This window comes from Agrobacterium larrymoorei (assembly GCF_037722385.1).
In the GTDB taxonomy this organism is placed as follows: domain Bacteria; phylum Pseudomonadota; class Alphaproteobacteria; order Rhizobiales; family Rhizobiaceae; genus Agrobacterium; species Agrobacterium larrymoorei_C.
In genome coordinates, this window is sequence record NZ_JBBKAQ010000020.1 from 323,381 (window position 1) to 344,687 (window position 21,307).

The following is a 21,307-nucleotide window of genomic DNA, read 5'->3' on the forward strand; positions in this document are numbered from 1 at the left end:
TCAATTGCTGGCAGTTGCGGTTTCGGACGAATAAAGGATCTTCTCGGCCACGAGCTGGCCCTGCTGAACCTTCCCCTCGCGCGTGAGCACGTCGATCCAGAACTGTAGGTCGCGATCGACCGCCTTGCCGCCGGGGCGCACGCCGTAGCCGAGGAAGTACTGAGCCAGTTCTGGATTCTCGCCGCGCTCTTCTAGAGCCTTGGCCAGGATTGTCTTCGTTTCGTCCGGATGCTCGCGCGCATAATCGAGGGCACGCTGAGACTGCTCGACGAAGGTCTTTGCCGCTTCCGGGTGCGCCTTGATGAAGTCGCGGCGCAACACAACGAAGCCGCCGGCGATATCGCCGAGAACATCGGTATCATCGAAGACGGGGCGAATGCCGCCATTCTTCTTGGCAAGGCCCTCGAAGGTTGTTTGCCAATAACCGAAGGCAGCAATATCCACCTGGTTGGAACGAAGCACCTGCTCCAGCTGCGGTCCCGGCACCACCACCGGCTTTGCGGCATCGGCTGGCAGACCCTGCGAATGTAGCGCTTCGCGGATTGTGTAATCGAGATGGGCACCGAGCGTATTGACCGCAATTGTCTTGCCGGCAATGTCCTTGATCGTCTTGATCGGGCTGTCGTCCAGGACATAAAAGACTGACTGGACCTGGTCGTTGATGCCGTTTGAAGGATATGCGGCGACGAAGTCGTTTCCACCTGCAATCGAGTTCAACACGGCCGATGTCGCAGCACTGCCGATCTCGACATCGCCGGACGCCAGCGCAAAGAGAGAAGCCGGGCCGCCTTGGGCATAGCCGACATTTTCAACACTGACGCCGGTTCCTTTGAAGTAGCCGAGCTTTTCGGCAAGTTCGTGGGCGGCAAGACCGCCTTGGCTTGCGAGGTAGCGGAGCTTCACCTCTTCCGCCGAAGCAATGTTGGTGAGGCCGAAGAGGATGGCTGCCGAAAGCAGCAGCTTACGGGAATGGAAGCTCATGGGTCGTATCCTTTGAATTTAAAAGTGATGGAGCGATACGGGGATCAATGGGACGGCGCGGACCAGCGGCAAAGCTTGCGCTGGAGCAGCACGAGCCCGGCATTGGCCGCGAGCCCGAGAAGCGCCAGAAGAAGGATCGACGCATACATCAGCGGAATCTGGAAATTGTACTGGGCGTTCATCACCTGGAAGCCGACACCCTTGTTGGCGCCGATCATTTCGGCAGCAATCAGCAAGAGGAGCGCAGTGGTCGCGGAAAGGCGCAAGCCGACGAAAATCGCCGGAACGGATGCCGGCAGGATGACCCGACGGAAGATCGCGATCGACCCTGCGCCATAGGTCCGCGCCATTTCGACGAGCTTGCGATCCACTTCCTTCACTCCGCCGATGGTGGATAGCAGGATGGGGAAGAGCGTCGCCCAGAAGATGACGAAGACCTTGGATGCTTCACCGAGCCCCAGCATCAGAATGAAGACAGGATAGAGCGCTAAGGCCGATGTCTGGCGAAAGAACTGCAGCAGTGGGTCGAGTGCGCGCTCCACCGCTGCCACCTGCCCCATGAAGAGGCCGAGCGGAATGCCGATGGCGACGGCGGCTGCGAAGGCGATGCCGGATCGCTGCAGGCTGATCGCGATGTCATCGAGCAGTGCCCCGCCAACGATGCCCTTCCAGAGAGCCGCAACGATAACGTCGAGCCGTGGAAAGACCGCGGGGTTGATCCACCCCTGCGCGCTCGATATTTGCCACGCCGCCAGAAAGCCGAGCACCAGCCCGTAGCGGGAGAGGAACGGTGCAACATATCGGTTCGCCACCTGGAGGGCGACGGGCGTGCGCCTCTCGCCTCGATAGTGCAGAACCCCTGAAGGATTGGATTTTACCTCGTCATAGGACATGATCGCACCTCACTCCGCTGCCTGGGCGACCGGCTGCTGAACCGACCAGCGATTGACGGGATATGGCAGACCGAGATTTTCACGAAGCGTGGTGCCCTCATATTCCGTCCTGAACAGTCCACGGCGCTGCAATTCTGGAATGACGAGATCGACGAAGTCGTCGAGCGCTGTCGGGAGCCATGGTGGCAGTATGTTAAAGCCGTCCGCCGCCTCGTTTTCGAACCATTCCTGCAGCGTATCGACGATGGTTTCGGGTGTGCCGACGATGGTGAAATGCCCGCGAGCGGAAGCGACCCACTGATAGAGTTGGCGGATGGTGAAGTTGTTCTCATCGGCGATCTGACGCAGTAGCGCCTGGCGGCTCTTCATGCCTTCCGTCGGCGGCGCAACGGGTAGCGGTCCGTCGAGATCGTAACCCTTGAGGTCGAGCGTACCGCCTGTCAGCCCGTTAAGAAGGCCGACGCCATCCTCTTCAAGGATGAGCGAGGTAAGCTTCTCATACTTCTCCTGCGCTTCCTCTTGAGTTCTGCCGACAAAGGGCGAAACACCCGGCATCACCAGGATGTGGTTCGGATCACGACCGAGACGGCGAGCGCGGGTCTTGATGTCGCGGTAAAACTCCTGGGCCGTCTCCAGATGCTGGTGCGCAGTGAAGATCACCTCGGCTGTTGCGGCCGCCAGATCCCGCCCATCATCCGATTGGCCAGCCTGCACGATGACGGGATGGCCCTGGGGCGAGCGCGGCACGTTGAGCGGACCGCGCACCTGAAAATGCTCTCCGCGGTGGTCGGTCTCATGCAGCTTGGCCTTGTCGTAGAAGACGCCGCTTTCCACATCGCGGATAAAGGCATCATCCTCAAAACTGTCCCAGAGCTTCTTGACGACATCAACGTGCTCGGCCGCGCGCTTGTAGCGGCTGGCATGGGGCAGTTGCGTATCCAGATTGAAGTTCTGGGCGGCGGAGTCGCCGGTGGTCGTCACCACGTTCCACCCTGCCCTTCCACCAGAAATCAGATCCAGCGAGGCGAACTTGCGCGCCGTCAGATAAGGCTCCTCGTATGTCGTCGACGACGTGGCGATAAAGCCGATGTTCGTGGTGAAGGGTGCCAGCGCCGAGAACAGCGTCGTCGGCTCGAAACCGGCCACCCTGGCATTACCGCCCTCTCGCGCTCCGCCGAAGCCGACGGCGAGATTGTCCGCCAGGAAGTAAGCGTCAAAGAGCCCTCGTTCGGCGGTCTGCGCCAGTTGCTTGTGAAACTCGAAGCTGACCGCGCCATCCACCGGCTGATCGGGATGACGCCATGATGCAATATGTTGCCCACCACCCGGCAGGAATGCGCCTAGTCTGATCTTTCGTGCCATTGGTCCCTCGCTTTGAAGCTTTGCCGCATCTGCCATCAGGCGGAGATACGGGCTGTTCAGCCGCAGCACCCGTTCACCACGTGCCGCTTGAGAAGAAACCTACATTGTCTATTATTTTTATATAGAAAGGAGATTGCTCGTTTACGGATAGAGAGCAAAAATATTTCTGTTTTAGAGCGAGCAGACAGAACGCAAGCAAATATGTTCCGATACACGCACACTTGCTTTTACTGGCTGAGAACGCTCGGCCCTGGCGAACTGCCAAATCCTCGCGCCTTTGGAATGACCAACGGACCAGCAAAAAGCCGCCCGCGGGAAACGGACGGCCTTGAAGATGTATTCGCAAAAAGCAGACGTCTCAAAATTGGGGCGGGTTATTCCAGCGGTATTGCGACGAAACGCAGATTGCCCTGCGCATCGGCAATCATCATATGGGCGTTCTTGCGCCCTGCAGATTTCAAACCATTGACCCGAACCATCACATCGCCTGGCACTTCCATGAAATCCTGCCCGACTTCGACGATCACATCACCAGCCTTGACGCCCTTCTGCTCTGCAATCGAACCCGGCGCGACGCTTGCCACATAAACGCCCTCCACGCTTTCTGCGACACCCTTCTCGGTCTTCAACTCATCGGTCAGCGTCACAAGGTTCATGCCGAGCACGGTCTGCGCTGCCTCGCGCGTGTCTGGCGCCTGTTGTTCGGTTTCGCCGTTTTTCTCCTCAGGCGCTGTCATTTCGCCGCCTTCGCCATCTTCCGGCATGGCGTCGTCGCTGCCGGCACCCGGCTGTTGCTCTTCGGCATTGTCCTGCAATTGGCCAAGCTTGACCTTGACCTTCTCTTCCTTGCCATCGCGAAGTACGACGACATCGACTTCCTTGCCAACAGGGCTTTCGGCGACGATCCGTGGCAGGTCGCGCATTTCCTGGATCGGCTTGCCATCGAAGTTCAGCACCACGTCGCCCGGCTTGATAGGTCCATTCTCAACCGGTCCGCCCTTCACCACGCCAGAAATCAGCGCACCCTTGGCGCTATCCATGCCAAGGCTGGAGGCGATATCGTCTGTGACCGGCTGAACGCGCACGCCAAGCCAGCCACGGCGAGTTTCTCCAAACTCGATCAACTGCTGCACGATGTTTTGCGCAAGCTCTGTCGGAACGGCAAAACCAATACCGATCGACCCACCGCTCGGCGAAATGATTGCGGTATTGATGCCGATGACCTCCCCCTTCATGTTGAAGAGCGGACCACCTGAGTTGCCCTTGTTGATAGCAGCATCGGTCTGGATGAAGTTGTCATAGGGTCCGGCATTGATGTTACGGCCACGGGCTGAAACCACACCTACCGTCAGCGATCCGCCGAGGCCGAAAGGATTACCGATCGCCATGACCCAGTCACCGATACGCATCGTCCGCGAGTCGCCAAACTTGACAGCCTTGAGCGGTGTCTTCGGCTCCACCTTCAAAACGGAAAGGTCCGTCTTGGTATCGGTGCCGACAAGCTTTGCCTTCAGTTTGTTGCCGTTCGGGAAGATGACCTCGATATCGTCTGCACCTTCGATAACGTGATTGTTGGTGACGACGTAACCCGCCGGATCGATGACGAAGCCGGAGCCAAGCGAGTTGACCTTCTCGCCGCCGTCGGGCTTCTGGTTATCGAAATAGTCCTTGAAGAACTCCTGGAAAGGTGACCCGTCGGGAATACGCGGCGGCGTCGGACCCTTGCCCTCGGCCTTGACGCTTTGCGAGGTCGAGATGTTCACCACCGCATCGAGAAGCGGTGCGGCAAGATCGGCAACAGACGCCGGCCCATTGGTCTGCGCCATCGCCCCCACAGGCACGGCCACACCACCGGTCACGATGGCGAAGGCGGCCAAACCGGCAACGCTGCTGCGGAAGGGCGAAAATCGGGTCACGGGCATCAAGCGTCCTCGCATCTGCAAATAGTAGCCTCAAGCTTTAGGAACCAAGCATAAGGCGGAATGATGAAGTGTGAAAAACCTTTTCGTGAAGCGGACGCGAATCGTCACGAGAATCCACTGAAAATAAAGGCCTATCTTAAAGCCCCGACCATCACACGGACTTTCTTCCATAAGAAAAGGCCGCTCGAGGCGGCCTTTTCAATCTTATCAATCCAACAATCAGTTCGCTGGCGCCGGCGTCGGCGCAGTGCCGGGCGCTGCTGGAGCAGCGGGAGCCGCACCCTGGGGCTGCGTACCGTTGATGTTGTTGAAATAGCGGAAGAAGGTCGAATCTGGCGAAAGAACCAGAGTCGTCCCGCTGCCGTTCAGCGAGTTGGCGTAAGCCGTCATCGAGCGGTAGAACTCGAAGAAAGCCGGATCACGTTGGAAGGCCTCACCGAAGATGCGGTTGCGTTCCGCGTCGCCTTCACCACGCAGCACTTCAGACTGGCGCTGAGCGTCGGATTCGAGCTCGACGACCTGACGATCGGCGATAGCGCGACGGCGCTGGCCCTCTTCGTTACCGCGCGCGCGGATCAGTTCGGCTTCTGCCAGACGTTCGGACTTCATACGCTCGAAGGTCTGCTGGGAGACTTCCTGCGTCAGATCCGTACGACGGATACGAACGTCGACAATGCTGATACCGAGAGACTCGGCGTCAGGACGCAGATCGTCGCGCACTTCCTGCATCATGGAAGCGCGAGCATCCGACAGCGCAGATTCGAAGCCACGCAGACCGTAGACACGGCGAAGCGACGCATCGAGACGGGTGCGCAGACGCGATTCCGCCGAGAGCTGATCGCCCGATACCGTTTCACGGAAGCGGCGTGCATCGGTGATGCGATAGACTACGAAGGCATCGACTTCATAGAACTTGCCGCCCGACACCTGAACACGAATGTTGTCGTGGTCGAAGCGCAATGCGCGGTTCTCGATATACTGAACGCGATCGGCATCCATGAAGGCGAATGGCAGCTTGAAGTACAGGCCTGGCTGCGTCTTCACATCCTGGATCTGACCGAAGCGAACGACGATCGCCTGCTGCCGCTCATTCACGACGAACACCGACGAGTAGACGAGGAAGAACAGGACCGCGAGGCCGACGAGAATTGCCGTAAGACGATTGCTCATATCAGTTGCCTCCCTGCTGTGCTGCGCCGGTATTGCCGCGCATCATTTCGTTCAGAGGCAAATATGGCACCACGCCCTGCTTTTCATCGATGATGATCTTGTTCGAACCCTTGAGCACCTGCTCCATCGTTTCGATGAACATACGCTCACGCGTTACTTCCGGTGCCGTGCGGTACTGATCGTAAATCGAGATGAAGCGCTGCGCTTCACCCTGAGATTCGTTGACGACGCGGCTCTTGTAAGCATTCGCCTCTTCGACGATCTGTGCCGCCTGACCGCGTGCCGCACCAAGCTTCTGGTTGGCATACTGGTTGGCTTCCTGGACGAAACGATCTTCATCCTGCTCGGCGCGCTGTACTTCATCAAAGGCATCGGCGACTTCGCGCGGCGGTGCCGCATCTTCGATCGCAACCGCGTTGATGGAGATGCCAGCGCCGTAGCTGTCCATCGTCGCCTGGATGATGCTGCGAACATCCGCAGCAATCGCCTGACGATTGTCACGGAAAATGTCCTGCGCCGGGCGGCGACCAACGACTTCGCGCATCGCGCTTTCAGAAACCTGCTGAAGGGTTTCAGCCGGAGTATCGACGTTGAAGAGATAGGATTTTGGATCGGAGACCGTGTAGAGCACCGAGAACTGCACGTTGACGATGTTCTGGTCGCCGGTCAGCATCACGCCCGTGGCCGCCGACGAGGACGTCGCACGCGCGCCGATGTTCTGCTGCTGCTCGGTCACCTTGACGATCTCGACAGTCTCGATTGGCCAGAAGTGATAATGCAGGCCCGGCATCGATACTTCGTTCTTCGGCTTGCCGAAGCGAAGCTCGACGCCGCGCTCATCCGGCTGGACCGTGTAGATCGACTGAATGCCGATAAAGGCAAGAATGACCAGCGCGACGATGGCAACGACGCCACCGTTGAAGCCGCCGGGGAGCATGTGCTTGAAACGATCCTGACTACGACGGATGATTTCTTCGAGATCGGGCGGGCCGCCATTGCCGTTACCGCCGCCTCCGCCACCGCGTGGTCGGTTTGGACCCTGTCCCCAAGGTCCACCCTGGTTGTTGTTTCCTCCACCACCATTATTACCGCCGCCGCCCCAAGGGCCGCCGCCGCCGTTCTGATTGCTCCAGGGCATTCATACCTCTTCGTTATAAAAACTTCCCGCTCCCTCTCCATTGTGCTTTTGCACAGCCGGCGGGAATATCGTCCTCGTTATAAGAAGGCGAAGCGTCCGTTTCAACGCGGGGGCGGTAACTTAATACCCGTACGGCCCAAATAGTTCACTTTGCCGCAGCGCGACGCTGGTAGGTTGAGAAGCGCACGGCGTAATCGTCCTTTTCCCCGGCTGGCAGGGCAGTTTCGTCGGTTTTCTCAAAAACGGTCGGATCGATTTTCGGAAAATGAGTATCGCCATCCAGTTCAACCTCCACATGGGTGACGGAAAGTTGATCGGCGAAGGGCATGGCCTGACGGTAAATCTCACCGCCACCAGCCACATAAACGGCGTCCACGCCAAGGTCTCGAGCCTTCGCTTTTGCCAGCGAAAAAGCATCTTCCAGCGACGAGACAACCTCGACGCCATCTGGCTGATAATCGGGATCACGGCTGACGATGATATGAGGACGACCCGGCAATGGGCGCTCGCCCACCGAGAGAAACGTCTTCCGCCCCATGATCATCGGCTTGCCCATGGTCTCCGCCTTGAACCGCTTGAGATCGGACGACAGCTTCCAGGGCATGTCCAGGTCACGCCCTATGACGTTGTTGCGGGCAACGGCAGCGATTAGAATGATGCGAGGTTCGCTCATACCGCAATCGGCGCCTTGATGCTTGAATCGGCTTCGTAGTTCTCCAGCGTAAAGTCTTCGAACTTAAAGGAAAACAGATCGCGCACCTCCGGGTTTAGACGCATGGTCGGCAAAGGCTTCGGCGTGCGGGTCATCTGCAACTCGGCCTGCTCAAAATGGTTCGCATAGATATGCGCGTCACCAAGCGTATGGACGAAATCGCCGGGCTTCAAACCGGTGACCTGCGCCACCATGAGCGTCAGCAAGGCGTAAGAAGCTATGTTGAAGGGTACGCCGAGGAAGATATCGGCGGATCGCTGGTAAAGCTGGCAGGAGAGCTTGCCATCCGACACATAGAACTGGAACAGGCAGTGGCAGGGCGGAAGCGCCATCTCGTCCACCAGCGCCGGGTTCCACGCCGAAACGATGTGACGGCGCGAATTGGGGTTGGTCTTCAGCCCTTCAATGAGAAGTTGGATCTGGTCGATGTGCCGCCCATCCGGTGCGGGCCAGGAGCGCCACTGCGCGCCATAAACAGGCCCGAGATCGCCCTTCTCATCGGCCCACTCGTCCCAAATAGTAACGCCGTTTTCCTTGAGATAGGCGATGTTCGTATCGCCCTTCAAAAACCACAGCAACTCATGGATGATCGAGCGCAGATGAAGCTTCTTGGTGGTCAGCACCGGGAAGCCTTCGGACAGGTCGAAACGCATCTGGTAGCCGAAGACGGAGCGCGTGCCCGTACCGGTGCGATCGCCGCGATCGCTGCCCGTTTCCATCACATGCTTGAGAAGATCGAGATATTGCTTCATGTCGTTCCGCCACCGAGTCTCTAAGAGGTCTGTGTTATACCCCTTCCCGGCAGCGGAACCAATCGATGGACTTGGTTCTCCAAAACTTTTGCTTAGACCGTCTCCAGCTTCCCGAGATGCTTGGCTACGAGGTAGTAGAAAGTCACACGGGATTTCGTGCGGTCGGCCGCCATCTCCTTCGCTGTCGCGGCAATCGCCGCATCAGCGTCAGCGCCATCCACGCCGAGCTTCTTGGCGCACCATCCGCTCTTCACTCTCGCAAGCTCCTCTGGGTCAGACGACGACACGAGCGCCGAGTCACGATTGCGAAGCGCAATGCCCAAATATTTGACGATCTTATTGACCACGGCTTCATCGGCATTGGGATCGTACGTCTTCACATCTGCAAGATAGTCCGTCATGTCCTTATCCTCCATGTTAAGCGGCCGGATCGTGTCCACGGCCACTTCAAGAAGAAGATGTTCCAACCCTGCAACCGCGTCAAGAATCTCGTCCAACCGAACGTCGTTCATTCCTTTATCGAAATGTCACAAGCCCTCTTTTCTAAGCGCGTAGAAATGCCTATATCACCCTTGCCGGATGCAAATCCGGCTATGGCGATAAACGGTCGATGGAATAAACCTATTGGACCCGGGGGCGGTACCCGGCGCCTCCACCAAAAACCGGCGGCTTCTTGTGATAAGGCCGGCTTTTGATGGGGGCGAAATAGGATCGACAAGGGCGTAAAGATCGAACTTTTGCTCGGCATGATACCGCCGTTATCGGGTCACAAGTGTAGTTGCAAATGACAACAACGCTAAGGAATACGCTCTCGCTGCCTAATGGCGGTGCGGGAATTCCGCTCTAAGTCCTTACGGTTAGCCCCGTAAGGCGGGGTTCGGAGGTACCTGGCAACAGAAACCTCCACCTTCTCTCCTCTTTTGAAATTCGTTATAGGGTGCGTCTGACTCGCTTTCGGCTCCTCGTCATTGCGCATATATTTGCCGCGGTTGATGGGTAGAACATGCTGGAAGCGGCAAAGGCTTTTTCATTGCTGCGCATTAAGACATTGCGTATACTTAGGTAAAAGACGTTCGAATAAGGAAAGACAGGACCGTATGGGGCAGGATCATATCCGTTACGACATTCTCGCACAGGATGCCCTTCGCGGCGTTATCCGCAAGGTTCTGAGCGAGGTTGCGGCCACCGGCCGGCTTCCGGGCGATCACCACTTCTTCATCACGTTCCTGACGGGCGCGCCGGGTGTGCGGATTTCACAGCACCTCAAGGCGAAGTACGCAGAACAGATGACGATCGTCATTCAACACCAGTTCTGGGACCTGAAGGTCACCGAGACCCTTTTCGAGATCGGCCTGTCTTTCTCCGACACGCCTGAAAAGCTGGTCATCCCATTCAACGCCATCCGTGGATTCTATGATCCGTCGGTCAACTTCGAACTCGAATTCGACGTGCCTCTGGCCGAAGAAGAAGAGGTTCAGGAAGCGGAAATTACCGCCTATCCTGCACCCGCTGAAGGCAAGGTTCAGCCTTCTGACGAGAAGAAGACGGACGAGGAAAAGAAGGCCGGCTCGGTCGTATCGCTGGATGCGTTCCGCAAGAACAAGTAAGGCGGTCGGCTCTGTCGTCTACGCTATACTGAACACGGGGATTGCATCATGACGGGCGATGTCGTGAACCTGCGCCAGTTCCGCAAGCAGAAGGCGCGCTCCGACAAGGACAAACAGGCGGAGCAAAACCGCCTGTCTTTCGGCAGAACGAAATCCGAAAAGTCTCTGACGGCAGCCTTGAACGACAAGGCTAAGCGTCGACTGGATCAGGGCAGGCTTGATCGTCAGGACGACAAGTCGGACTAAGGCCTGTCGCTGTCCTTCAGATTCGCTCCCTACGCCTTAGTTCCTTCTTGTGCCGCATGTCGCTGATGTAAGACCGCTGCACAGTTTTGCGCGACATGCTTGAGAACTTGCCGAGGTGACTTGCCCCAGCCCTTCTCCCAGCTACTTCCACTCAACTGCCTCTGCCCAGTTCCGATCTAGAACTTCCCACTCGACACCTCGATCGTGGACCGCGTTTGCCGCCTGCCGCGTGACTGCAGCCGCTTTGGTATGCCCTTGGGCTTTAGCGGCGCGCAAGGACTGAACATTCCCACTGAATTTCGGATGTGCCTCCAATACAGACACTCGCTAGCGGCGGCACCTGTAACCGACCTTTTTCGGCCTCTCTTTCGATATCGCTAAACCTTGGAAAGAAGTGGTGGAACCGAGCGGATATAACAGCGTTATCGAACGCAAGGTCCTAGACATATCATGGACTTGCAGGCACCGAATGAATCAGATTGGCACCCTCTTGAATCGGCTTGGAAAGCAGCGACCTTGATACGCAAGCACTCCACGACTCTTCATGGTCACCGCACGAGCATCTCACTAGAGGATGCGTTCTGGGACGAACTTCGCGCCATAGCGGAAAAGCGCAAAATGAGCTTCGCGTCCCTGTTGGCGGAGATAGACGATAACAGATCGGAAAGCAGCAACCTGTCCTCTGCCCTGAGGGTCTATGTGCTGACCTGGATGAAAAGCCAGAAGTAGCGGATCGATCGCCTTCGCCCACCCGCCAAGTTAGCAACGATTGGTCGCCTTACGGCGGAGAATCGTTCGAGGGGTTGGAGAATTGCCTGATCACATCCTGCGTCGGTGGAACTTTTAGGGTCGGTGTGGCCTCAGGTGTCTGCTGTTCCCGCTGCAAACGTTCCTGCTGCTCCTTCTCGGCCTGCAGGCGCTCCTGTGCCAGAGCCCGCAAACGCTCCTCTTCCGCCTGCCTTGCTCGTTCTTCTGCCTCTGCACGCTCCTTTGCAGCCTGCCGCTCTGCCGCCTGGAATCGATAAAGCGCGACCTCGCGCCTCAGTCGCTGCTTTTCCAGAACGCTAGCCTGCAGCGCTTCGACCCGGCGGCGCTCCTTCTCGAAAGCGCGCAGGGAAAGATAGCCTGTCAGCCCCGAGACATCCGTCGTCAAGGCTGGCTGCGCCAGAGGGCCGACATAGTTCAGCCGGATGGACGGTGTAGCGCCGGCGAGCTCCTCGGTGCCCGGCTTATAATCGAGCTCGACACCACCGGTGAGCGTTTCATCTGCAATGTTGAGCGACAGATCACCTTTGAGGGAGAGCTGATCCGTGGATGCCGTGACGTTCTGCATATGCAGGCTGCCATCGCCGATAGTGAACGGCATCGAGATTTGGCCGAGCGACACATCTCCCTGCCACAGTTGCTGATCCACCAGCGGGCGAACTTTCGCCGCGTCGATATTGCCCTGAAGGCCCGCGGCCGCTTGAAGCCAAGGCTGGAAGGCATTGGGATTGATCCCGCGCAGGACCAGATCATTGGTGCGAATTTCACCCGAGCCACTGGCGGACGTCAGCAATTCGCGAACGCTCTTACCGGTTGCTTCCGCCGTCAGCTCAGCGCCAAAGCGACCGGTGGCCACCGGGCTGTTGCCGCTCTTCCAGATGATGCCTTCCGGATTGGCGCCGGAAATCGAAAGCTTGGTGCGGAAGATTCCGGCCCCTTCGCCCGTCGCCATCGCCATTCTGCCGGACAGTTTGCCGCCCATCCAGTCGCCGGCAACATCGTCGAGCGACAGCGTGCCGTTTCCATGCGTCAGTGCGAACGATGATCCGGTGACGGTACCAAAAGGTCCCGCCTCGAATTTCGCTGTCTTGACGGAAAGTGCGGCTTCGATCTTCGGGAAGGATGGAAGTGCCACCGGCTTGGCATTCAATCCGCCATTTTCCGGATCGATCACCGGGCCGTACATGGCATCACCAAGCCAAGCCATGTCCACGCTCGCGAGAGAAACGTCACCCGTCAACTTGTAGGGCGCGGCACGCGATACTGCGACATTACCGGAAAAGGCGTTGCCGCCTACCTGGCCGTTGAGATTGGCAAAGGTGGCCTTTTCCTTATCGACAGAAAGCTTGGCGTTGACCTTGGTCGACATGCCGCCACCAAGCTGCGGAAGGCCAACGGCGTTCATGATGAGATAGGGTTCGATATCCGCACTTTCGAGCGCAAGATCGGCACTTCCTTCGCCAAAGGTCTCAGGCGCAAGAGAAAAGCTGCCACCGGCGCTGAAGTGGGTGCGCTCAGTCGAGAAGCGGAAATCCGTCTGCATTGCCGAGCCTAGGCTGCCATTCAGCTTGACCGAAAGCAGACCTTCGCCATCCGCATCGAACGGCAGCGGATCGAGCCCAGCCTGGCCGAAGAGAATTGCGGTGGACTGGTTCTTGAGAACCGCTTCCAGTGTCAGCGCCGTATCATCGGTGATCGAGAAGAAGTCCGGCAATTTTGCAACCGCCGAGAGACGGCTGCCATTGATGGTACCCGAAACCGCTGCATTCGCCCCACCGCTGTTGCTATCGACGGAGAGATCGACGGTGACATCCGAATTGGCGTACCAGGGGGCGCTTTTTACGAGACGATCGAGCAGCGGATGGTGCGGCAGCTTCTGGCGGATCAACTCAAGCACCGGCTGCATGTCTGCCGCACGCAGATTGATCGTTCCCTTGCCGCCGTATTTCAGCAGCGTGCCCTGTAGCTCTCCCTTGGCGTGAACCTCGGCACCGGCAATATCGCCGGCCGTCATCGTCTCAAGTGAGAGAACGCCTTGAGAGACAGTGAAGGCCGTCTCCACCTTGTTGGCGGTTACGCCCGCCATATTGAACCTGTCAGCCTTGAATTTGGCATTGATGCGATGATCGAAAACGGATGTGCCGTTCTGATCGCCGAGTACCAGACTGCCAAGCGCCTTGAGAGCATCGATATCGATCTCGTTCCCTGCGAGGTCGATATCGATACTCGATCCCTTGTCCAAAGCCTGACGCAGCAGGCTGCCGCGCAACGAAGCCTGACCGATGGCAAGCTCGAGGTTGTCGAAGCGTTGCGCCTTGGTCGTTAGCGACACCTTGGATGAGAAGCCAGCAGCATTGAGCTGGCGAATGGCCGGATCGACGCTGCCCGTCAGCCAGTTGGCAAGACCCGACGGCTGGTTGGAGGCCACCAGAAGATCGCCATTGAAGGCTGGCCCGTCGGTGAGCGTCAGCGATCCTTTCGCTTCGAATTGCGTGCGTCCGGGCAGCACGGCAACGGCGTTGACCACCTGCCAGCCTGCCCCGTCCGGCCGCACGTCGAGACGAATATCACGAATAGTCGTGTCATCCGAAACGAGCGCGGGCAGACTGATGCTGGCCTTGCCCGGCACCTGCGGCACCGGAATGCGGGCAATCAGATCGGCAAAAGCTTCGATGCGCTGGCGCACTGAGACGGTCGGCACGCGCGAGGTCTTGCCGCTGGACGGTGTCGGTACCGGCGTGAAGCGGTTGAAATCAATCTGCTGCCCATCGGCGGTCAGCAAAAATTCCGGTGCGGCACCCGTATCAAGCGTCGCTTCACCGGTGACGATATAGGGGTTATCAACCGCACCCAGTTCCATACGGTAGCTCGGAATGCGAACGCGGCCATTGGTCAGTTCGAAACTGCCACGCGTGCGGGGCGCAGAAAAGATCGATTGATCCTGCTTCTGCTGTCCCTTTTGCTGCTGATTGTCGTCCCGGCGAAAATTGAAGGCGAAGGAGCCGCTATACACCGGACGGCCAGCCGTGGCGCCAATGCCGCCATCCAGATCAATCTCGACGGGATATTCGTCCGGCTGCATGCGAAGGCGCAAGCCCATGCGACCGACCGTCGGGTCCGGCTCGCCGCTGGTCAGCGAGAAAGAGCCGGCATGACCGTCGATCGCCGCACGCCCGTCCGCACGCCAGGGACCGGCAAGCGATTTGGCCGACATCGCAGCATTCAGCGCGGTGATGGTTCGATTGCGCCCGGACTGCTCATCGATGAACTCGATCTGCCCGTCTTCGATGTTGACGCTTTCGAGCACCACGGTGCGGGCCGGAATTTCGGCGCGACCACCCCGCATCCAGTCGAGCGTGCCGTCCTTCAGCAGTCGAATCTTAGCCTTCGGCTCTTCGATGCGCATGTCGAAGATGCGCGCTTCTCCAGACAAAAATGGCGCGAGTTCGGCATCCATGGAGAAACGCGCGACCTGGATGAGCGGCGAGCCATCGGCATCGGTGCCTGCCCGCACATCATGCAATGTGACAGACGGGAATGGCAGAAGCCGGGCTTCGACCGGTCCATGGACCACGACCTTCTTGCCGAGAATGCGGCTTGCCTGATCCTCGAAGTCTCGGCGGAAGTCGGTCCAGTCGATAAAATAGGGAATCAAAAGCGCTGCAAATAGCGCTACGACCAGCAGTCCGCCCAGAAAAACCAGTATGCGTCCGAGCACGACCCGTCGTCTCCCATAATCACCGCTGAAAACTAGCGGTTTTTCGCCCTAGGGCAAGCATCATTTGGTTGAAAGCTTTTGCCGTCTAACCAGATCAAAGGCGAAAGAGCTTGCCCGGATTGAAAATATTATCTGGATCAAGAGACCGCTTGATGGCGCGCATCGTATCCAGTGCGGGACCCGCCTCTTCTTCCAGAAAACTCATCTTCCCCTGCCCTACGCCATGCTCACCGGTGCAGGTGCCGTCCATGGAAAGTGCACGACGATTGAGACGCGCGACGAAGGCTTCCGTCTTCGCAACACTGTCGGCGTTCTTGCCGTCGAAGAGCACGAGAACGTGGAAATTGCCATCGCCAGCGTGTCCGACGATCGGTGCCAGCATGTCGTTTTTCTGGATGTCACGCTGGGTTTCCACCACGCAGTCGGCCAGGCGGGAGATCGGCACGCAGACATCGGTCGAAAGGCCGTCGAGATGCGGCGCGAGCGCCCGCGATGCCCAATAGGCATCATGGCGCGCCTTCCAAAGCTTGTTGCGCTCCTGCGCATCGCCGGTCCATTTGAAATCAGCGCTGCCGAATTCCGCAACGATTTCGGCAAATTGCTGCGACTGCATCGCGGTTGTTTCCTCCGTCCCGTGAAACTCGACAAAGAGTGTCGGCTTCTCTTCATAGCCAAGGCCCGAATAGGCGTTGCAGGCACGGATCTGGACTTCGTCCAGCAGTTCGATACGGGCCACCGGAATGCCGATCTGGATCGTCATGATCACCGCATCGCAAGCGGCCTTTATCGTGTCGAAAGTGCAGACACCACCGGCGATCTTTTCAGGGATACCCTGAAGCCGAAGCGTAACGGAGGTGAGGACGCCAAGCGTTCCTTCCGCACCAACGAAAAGCCGCGTCAGATCGTAACCCGCAGAGGATTTTCTGGCGCGCCGGCCTGTTCGGATTTCCTCACCATTGGCCGTCACTGCCGTCACGGCCAGAACATTGTCCTTCATCGTACCATAGCGAACCGCATTTGTGCCGGATGCGCGCGTGGAGGCCATGCCGCCAATCGAGGCATTGGCGCCGGGGTCTATCGGAAAGAACAGGCCGGTGTCGCGCAGATAGGTGTTGAGCTGCTCACGATTGACGCCGGGCTCCACCGTCACGTCCAGATCCTCGGCATTGACCTCGATGATGCGATTCATCCTGCTGAAATCGATAGAGATCCCGCCTGACGGCGCGTTCACCTGTCCTTCGAGCGAAGAACCCGTGCCGAAGGGAATGACCGGTACCTTATGCTCCGCGCAGGCCTTGACGACCGTCTTTACATCATCGGCGTTCTCGACGAAGGCAACGCCATCGGGAAGCTGCGTCGTCAAGTAAGTCGTAGTGTGCGAGTGCTGCTCGCGAAAAGACTGTCCCGTCTGGAATTTGTCTCCGAGATCGCGCTTCAGCATCGTCAGAACAGTGGCGATGCCAGCCTCGTTTCGTGTTCCCGATACGACATCTTTCAAAGCCATGACATGCTCCACCACGCTGCAAACTCGGCCCGCGTCACGCGCGGGCCATGGCGTGGTATGTGACAAGGCTCTCACTTTGTCCAGCGCGGGATTTACCTCGACAAGGTGTCGGACGCCGAATTATTCGGCGGCGAGGAGCGGCTTGTCCTCCTCGATCGCCCGGCGGCGGATCGCCGTTTCCAACTCGCGGTGCAGACGTATTTCCTCGTCCGCCTGCGGTTTGGCAAAACGTGCGATGAGCAGATACGAAACCGGCGTGATGTAGAGTGTCACCAGCGTCGCAAAACCCAGACCGCCGACGATCACCCAGCCAAGCGCGATACGAGCTTCGGCACCAGCACCCTGCGCCAGCACCAACGGCACGCCGCCAAGAATGGTAGCGATCATCGTCATCATCACGGGTCGCAGGCGAATGCTGCACGCCTTCTCGATGGCTTCTCGCACACTTGCGCCCTGATCGCGCAGGTGGTTGGCAAATTCCACGATCAGAATACCGTTTTTCGCCATGACGCCCACCAGAAGCACGAGACCGATCTGGCTATAGACGTTGAGGCTCGATCCGGTCACGAGCAGCGCAATTACGGCGCAGGCAAGACCAAGCGGTACTGTCGTCATGATGATCAGCGAACTCAGAACGCTTTCGAACTGCGCTGCCAGCACCAGGAAGATGATCGCAATGGCAAAACCGAAGGTCAGCAGCATGCCGCTTGAATTTTCCTGGAGTGTGGCGGCTTCGCCAAGCGGGATCAGACGCGCGCCGGATGGCATGATCTGTCCTGCCAGTTCGTTGACCTTGGCGACCGCTTCACCCAGCGAAACGCCTTCGCGGAGATTGGCAGAGAAGCCGACCGATGGCAGTTGCTGCTCGCGGTTCAACTGCGGCGCGACGGCATTTTCCTTCATCGTCGCAATCACCGACATAGGCACGATCTTGCCGTCATCGGTCTTGAGGAAGACGTTCTCGAGGTCCGTCGGATCATTGATCGGTCGGGTGGAAGCCAGAAGACGAACCGGAATGGCGTCACCATTGACGAAGACGTCGACGATGGAACGGCCTTCCAGGAGCGACTGCATCGCACGCGACAGGCCTGTGATATCGATCCCGAGATCGGAGGCTCGTTCTCGGTCGATAGACACCGAAAGCTGCGCCTGATTGGGTTCATTGTCGAAACGCGGCGTGTCGAACATGCCGGTTTCTTCCATGGCAAGCAGCAGCTTCTGCGTGGATTCCGTCAGCGCCGGATAGTTGGAGCCTACCATCGCCATGCTCAAGCCGTTGCCAGCACCACGAATACGCAAGCTGTTCGGCTGCTGCGCCGTGCCGCGCAGCGCCGGCACCTTTTGCGCGGCAGCATTGATATCCTGTGCAATCTGGTTCTGCGTCCGGTCGCGGTCCGCCCAAGGCGCCAGCGTTAGCACCATGAAGCCTGAGTTTGTCGCACCATTCATGCCGGTAATTGAATAGATGTTGCGGATCTCGCCACTCTCACGCAGAGGCGCAAGATTCTCCTCGATCCGCTGCAACTGGTCGCGGGTATATTCGAGGCTGACGCCCTGAGGCGCCGTGACGCGCATGAAGATGGACGAGCGGTCCTCGCGCGGCGTCAACTCGTTCTGGACCATACCGAATGCCACCCAGGACAGACCAGCGAAGCCAAGCGACACGACGATGACGATCAGGGGATTATTCAGGCAGCTCGACAGAGTGCTCTTGTAGGTGCTGGCAAAGAGATTGCCGAACCATGCAAGCGGGCCAGTGTTATGCTCGACGGTTTTCTTGAGCATGCGCGATGCCAGCATCGGACAAAGCGTCAGAGCCACGATCGAAGACAGGCCGACGGCGAAGGCAAGCACGAAGCCGAACTCGCGGAACAACCCGCCCAGCTGGCCAGGCAGGAAGGAGAGCGGAATGAAAACCGCTGCCAGCGTCGCCGTGGTGGCGAGAACAGCAAAGAAGACCTCCTGGGTGCCGAGCACGGCCGCGGCACGCGGTCCCATGCCTTCCGCCCGTCGGCGCACGATGTTTTCCAACACCACGATCGCATCGTCCACCACAAGACCCGTCGCCAGCACGATGGCAAGCAGAGTGAGGATGTTGATGGAGAAGCCGACCATGAAGATGGCGACCAAGGTGCCGATCAGCGCGACGGGCATCGTAATGGCTGGAATAAGCGTGGCCCGCCAGTCCCTCAGGAAGAGGTACAGAACGACGACCACGATCAGCGCGGAGAGACCCAGCGCCAGTTCCACCTCATGAAGCGCGCCTTCGATAAACACCGCATCATCGCTTGTGACGACGATTCGTGTGCCTTCCGGCAGGTTCGGCGTCATCGCATCAACGGCCGCCTTCACCCCGGTCGAAATGTTCAACGTGTTGGACTGCGCCTGGCGGATGACGCCAAGGCCCACACCTTGAACACCGTTGGACCTCAATGACGTACTCTCGTCATCGGCACCAAGCTGCACGCTCGCCACATCGCGAAGACGCACCTTGTCCTTGATCAGCAGATTTTCGAATTCGGCAGGCGTGGTCAAGTTGGCGGTCGCACGAACGACGATGTCCTGCGTGGTGCTCTTCAATGAGCCAGCCGGCACGTCGAGGGCCGCAGTCGCCAGCGCATTCGAGACATCGGTCACGGTCAGACCGCGGCTTGCAAGGGCCGCCTGATCCAGATCGATACGGAAGACCTTTTCCTGGTCGCCGTAAAGCTCGACATCGGCAACGCCGTCGACGGCAGCCAGACGGTCAACGATCTCATCATCAACGAGCTTGGTGAGATCTTCCATGCTGAGCGTGGTGGATGTGACGGCAAGACGCATGATCGGCTGGCTGTCGGAATCCGCCTTTATGATCTGCGGTTCATCGGCGTCTTCCGGCATCTGGTTGGTGACGCGCCCAATCGCGTCGCGCACATCATTGGCAGCAACAGCAAGATCGATATTGTCGCCGAATTCCAAAGTCACACGGCTGGTGCCAAACTGAGAGGCGGACGAAATGGACTTGACCCCACTGACGCGGGCAACAGCACCTTCGATCGTCTGCGTTACTTCCTGGTCGATGGTCTGCGGAGATGCGCCGTCATAGGTCGTGCGCACAGAGATAACCGGACGGTCCACGTCCGGCAGTTCGCGCACTTCCACGCCCACCAATGCCGCAAGACCCGCGACCACCAGCAGCGTATTGATCACCGCTGCAAGGATCGGCCGCCTTACGAAGAGCGCGGTGAAAGCAAGCTTCGAGTCCTGCCCAGCAGGCGGTGTCTGTCCGGTTGATGAACCGCTCATTGGCTAGCGACCTCCGGTGCTTTCGGTTCATTGCCGACGCGCACGGCGCCGCCCTCACGCACGCGCTGCAAACCCTCCGTTACGAGGAGGTCGTTGGGCGATAGCTCGGCTTTTACCAGAACCGCATCGGGATTGCGCTGCACCACCTGAACGCGGACCTTGTTCGATTTGTTGTCCTTCACGCGCCACACATAAGAACCATCGGCGTCCCATTGCACCGCTAGCGGATCGACCGATGGGTAGGTCTCGCCTTCGAACTTCATCGTGACGCTGAACGACATGCCGGCACGCAACTCGTCCTTGGCATTATCGAAGACGGCGCGCACACGGACGGTGCGGCTTGCCTCGTCAACGCGATTGTCGATCGCTTCCACCTTGCCTGTGAAAGTCTCGCCCGGGCGTGCGATCGAAGTTGCCTCCACCGGCATGCCGACCTTGATCGCGGTGGCAAACCGTTCTGGAGCCCAGAAATTGACGAGAATTTTCGAACGATCGTCGAGGCTGACGATGCTCGTCTGCGTCGTGGCATTGTCGCCGACATTGATGGCGACGATGCCGGCAATCCCATCGATCGGCGCAACGATGTCACGACGCTTCAGGTTGAGCTCGGCGGTGCTGACCGCAAGCTTGGCAGATTCCTCGGCAATCTGCGCATCGAGAACATCAAGACGCGCCACCGATCTGAGATTTCTGTAGGAGGTTGACTTCTCGACAGCGCTCTTCAGCGCGACCTGCGCCTTGTCGCGCTCGATCACCTGCTCGTCATCATCGAGCTTTGCAAGCACATCGCCCTTCTTCACCTTCTGCCCCGACGACACGAGAATTTCGGAAATCAAGCCTGACGCTTGAGGTGTTACAACGACAGTCTGAATCGCCTCGCCGTTACCGATGGCATTGAGGCGATCGTTCACCGTTCCGGTTTTGGCAGGAGCTGTGATGACGAGTGTCGAATTGTTGCGCCCAGCCCCGCCACCTTGCCCTGTAGGTCTGGATGGGCCGTTGGCGGCCTCCTTCGCAGCAGGCTCTGCGCTCGTGACGAGTCCAGCTTTCGCCAGCAGGTTCTGCCCGGTGGACGAATTGAACGCCCACATGAAGAACCCAGCCCCGACAACCGCCAGACTGACACCAACCTGCTTCCAAACCCGCATGCAATTCTCCGTATGATCCATCCGCGAACGCAGCCCTGCCGCAGCGCGGACAGGCGAATGATTTGGCGCAGTATCTTTGCTGGTGCTTAACAACGCAACGCAAG

Annotated in this window: 16 protein-coding genes and 1 other RNA gene; 4 read left to right on the forward strand and 13 right to left on the reverse strand. The window is 58.6% G+C overall.

Annotated elements, in window-relative coordinates; translation table 11 throughout:
• The 9 genes from WKI41_RS20545 to WKI41_RS20585 form a co-directional block, all read right to left on the reverse strand.
• Nucleotides 1–981 carry an ABC transporter substrate-binding protein gene (locus WKI41_RS20545; RefSeq protein WP_340195288.1) on the reverse strand — a complete coding sequence of 327 codons (981 nt, stop codon included), beginning with the start codon at nt 979–981 and terminating at the stop codon, nt 1–3.
• 44 nt (nt 982–1,025) lie between these two features.
• The gene (locus WKI41_RS20550) at nt 1,026–1,874 is read right to left on the reverse strand and encodes an ABC transporter permease (protein WP_340195289.1); all 849 of its coding nucleotides are present in this window, start codon (nt 1,872–1,874) and stop codon (nt 1,026–1,028) included.
• A 9-nt stretch (nt 1,875–1,883) separates the two neighbouring features.
• Nucleotides 1,884–3,236: an NtaA/DmoA family FMN-dependent monooxygenase gene (locus WKI41_RS20555; RefSeq protein WP_340195290.1), complete on the reverse strand. Its 1,353-nt coding sequence runs from the start codon at nt 3,234–3,236 to the stop codon at nt 1,884–1,886.
• A 374-nt stretch (nt 3,237–3,610) separates the two neighbouring features.
• Nucleotides 3,611–5,158 (reverse strand): Do family serine endopeptidase, encoded by a 1,548-nt coding sequence (locus tag WKI41_RS20560; RefSeq protein WP_340195291.1) that lies wholly within the window; start codon nt 5,156–5,158, stop codon nt 3,611–3,613.
• Between the two features lie 219 nt (nt 5,159–5,377).
• Nucleotides 5,378–6,328 (reverse strand): protease modulator HflC, encoded by a 951-nt coding sequence (hflC, locus tag WKI41_RS20565; RefSeq protein ID WP_340195292.1) that lies wholly within the window; start codon nt 6,326–6,328, stop codon nt 5,378–5,380.
• 1 nt (nt 6,329) lies between these two features.
• Nucleotides 6,330–7,466: an FtsH protease activity modulator HflK gene (hflK, locus tag WKI41_RS20570; protein WP_340195293.1), complete on the reverse strand. Its 1,137-nt coding sequence runs from the start codon at nt 7,464–7,466 to the stop codon at nt 6,330–6,332.
• A 145-nt stretch (nt 7,467–7,611) separates the two neighbouring features.
• The gene (locus tag WKI41_RS20575) at nt 7,612–8,139 is read right to left on the reverse strand and encodes a dihydrofolate reductase (RefSeq protein WP_340195294.1); all 528 of its coding nucleotides are present in this window, start codon (nt 8,137–8,139) and stop codon (nt 7,612–7,614) included.
• Nucleotides 8,136–8,930 (reverse strand): thymidylate synthase, encoded by a 795-nt coding sequence (locus tag WKI41_RS20580; RefSeq protein ID WP_340195295.1) that lies wholly within the window; start codon nt 8,928–8,930, stop codon nt 8,136–8,138. Before WKI41_RS20580 ends, WKI41_RS20575 begins: the two co-directional genes overlap by 4 nt.
• A 92-nt stretch (nt 8,931–9,022) precedes the next feature.
• Complete coding sequence (locus tag WKI41_RS20585; protein ID WP_340195500.1) at nt 9,023–9,331, reverse strand: DUF2853 family protein; 309 nt, start codon at nt 9,329–9,331, stop codon at nt 9,023–9,025.
• A gap of 134 nt (nt 9,332–9,465) precedes the next feature.
• Here WKI41_RS20585 and ssrA point away from each other — a divergent pair.
• The 4 genes from ssrA to WKI41_RS20605 all read left to right on the forward strand — a co-directional run bounded on the left by ssrA (nt 9,466) and on the right by WKI41_RS20605 (nt 11,512).
• Nucleotides 9,466–9,838: a transfer-messenger RNA gene (gene ssrA, locus WKI41_RS20590) on the forward strand.
• Nucleotides 9,839–10,027: 189 nt separating this feature from the next.
• Nucleotides 10,028–10,537 (forward strand): SspB family protein, encoded by a 510-nt coding sequence (locus WKI41_RS20595; RefSeq protein WP_340195296.1) that lies wholly within the window; start codon nt 10,028–10,030, stop codon nt 10,535–10,537.
• Nucleotides 10,538–10,585: 48 nt separating this feature from the next.
• Entirely contained in the window at nt 10,586–10,783 is a 198-nt protein-coding gene (locus WKI41_RS20600) for a DUF4169 family protein (RefSeq protein WP_340195297.1), read from the forward strand.
• Nucleotides 10,784–11,299: 516 nt separating this feature from the next.
• Nucleotides 11,300–11,512, forward strand: coding sequence for a ribbon-helix-helix domain-containing protein (locus WKI41_RS20605; protein ID WP_340195501.1), 213 nt, complete (start codon nt 11,300–11,302; stop codon nt 11,510–11,512).
• Between the two features lie 49 nt (nt 11,513–11,561).
• Here WKI41_RS20605 and WKI41_RS20610 read toward each other — a convergent pair whose 3' ends face one another.
• From WKI41_RS20610 to WKI41_RS20625, 4 genes are all read right to left on the reverse strand, one after another.
• On the reverse strand, nt 11,562–15,266 hold the full coding sequence (locus WKI41_RS20610; protein WP_340195298.1) for an AsmA-like C-terminal region-containing protein: 3,705 nt from the start codon (nt 15,264–15,266) through the stop codon (nt 11,562–11,564).
• 94 nt (nt 15,267–15,360) lie between these two features.
• A complete protein-coding gene (locus WKI41_RS20615) occupies nt 15,361–16,770 on the reverse strand; it encodes an FAD-binding oxidoreductase (protein ID WP_340195299.1) in 1,410 nt (469 codons plus the stop codon).
• Between the two features lie 120 nt (nt 16,771–16,890).
• A complete protein-coding gene (locus tag WKI41_RS20620; RefSeq protein WP_340195300.1) occupies nt 16,891–20,055 on the reverse strand; it encodes an efflux RND transporter permease subunit in 3,165 nt (1,054 codons plus the stop codon).
• The gene (locus WKI41_RS20625; RefSeq protein ID WP_340195301.1) at nt 20,052–21,203 is read right to left on the reverse strand and encodes an efflux RND transporter periplasmic adaptor subunit; all 1,152 of its coding nucleotides are present in this window, start codon (nt 21,201–21,203) and stop codon (nt 20,052–20,054) included. The genes WKI41_RS20620 and WKI41_RS20625 overlap by 4 nt, the downstream gene beginning before the upstream one ends.
• Nucleotides 21,204–21,307: the final 104 nt, after the last annotated feature.